Raw genomic sequence first — 1093 nt, 5'->3', positions numbered from 1 at the left:
GATCGGAGGAACCCTGTGATGTCCGCCCCGAACCTGACCCTGGTCCGCCCGCCCGTCGTGTCGACCCATGCCGGCATCGACGCCGCGCTGGCCACCGCCGGCCGCGAAGTGCTCCAGATCGGCGTGCCCCTGCGGCACGTCGACCACGACAACCTGCGGCGCGGTGTGCGCTATCGCATCCTGATGGCCGACGACGTCCGCGCGAACCCGGTGCTCGCGCTGCGCCTGGGCCGGCTCGCGCTGACCGGCGCCGAGGTGCGCACGATGCCGGAGCTGCCGGTCGAGGCGACGCTGGTCGACGGGCGGCTCGCGATGCTGCCCGCGGCGAGCGGCTCCGATCTGGCCGTGATGCGGCTGCCGAGCGTGGTGTGCGCGATGGTCGCGCTCTTCGAGCAGCTCTGGGCCGCGGCGGCGCCGCTGACCTCGGCCGAGGTGACCAACGGTGCGGGCCTGACCGTTCGCGAGCGTGAGCTGCTGGCGTTGCTGTCGGCCGGCTGCACGGACGAGTCGGCGGCGGCCCGGCTGGGCATCTCGGTGCGGACGGTCCGCCGGATGATGGCCGCCATCATGACCAGGCTGGGTGCGCGCAGCCGGTTCCAGGCGGGCCTCAAGGCCGCGGACCGCGGGCTCCTGGCGCGGACGGCATGACGCTATCGTCATGACTTGTGCGGGTGTTGGTCACGGAGGACGACGACAATCTGCGTCTCGCCGTGGACGCCTCGCTGCGCGGCGCCGGGTTCGCCGTCGACACGGCCGGTGACCTGCCCGAGGTCGACGAGGCGTTGAGCGTCAACACCTATGACTGCGCGGTCTTCGACCGGATGCTGCCGTCCGGCGACGCACTGGACTATGTGGCCGGTCGCCGCCGGGCCGGGTGGACGGTGCCGGTGCTGTTCCTGACCGGGCGCGGCGCCACCGACGAGCGGGTGGCCGGGCTGGCGTGGGGCGACGACTATCTGAGCAAGCCGTTCGCCACCGCCGAGCTGGTGGTGCGCGTGCGCAGCCTGTGCCGCCGGTCCGCCCCGGGGGGCGTGGAGCCGGCGCTGCGGCACGCGGGCCTGGAGATCGACCGTGAGCGGTACGAGGTGCGCCG

2 protein-coding genes are annotated in these 1093 nt (G+C 73.7%); both read left to right on the top strand.

Annotated elements, in window-relative coordinates; translation table 11 throughout:
- The coding region (locus AB0M20_RS45250) for a helix-turn-helix transcriptional regulator (protein ID WP_364307824.1) at positions 1–648 on the top strand (648 nt) is incomplete at its 5' end.
- Between the two features lie 17 nt (positions 649–665).
- The coding region (locus tag AB0M20_RS45245) for a response regulator transcription factor (protein WP_364307822.1) at positions 666–1093 on the top strand (428 nt) is incomplete at its 3' end.

Origin of the sequence: Actinoplanes sp. NPDC051633, assembly GCF_040681735.1 — a bacterium.
Lineage (GTDB): Bacteria > Actinomycetota > Actinomycetes > Mycobacteriales > Micromonosporaceae > Actinoplanes.
Note: the sequence above shows the minus strand (reverse complement) of the source record. Positions and strands in the feature narration are given on the sequence as shown.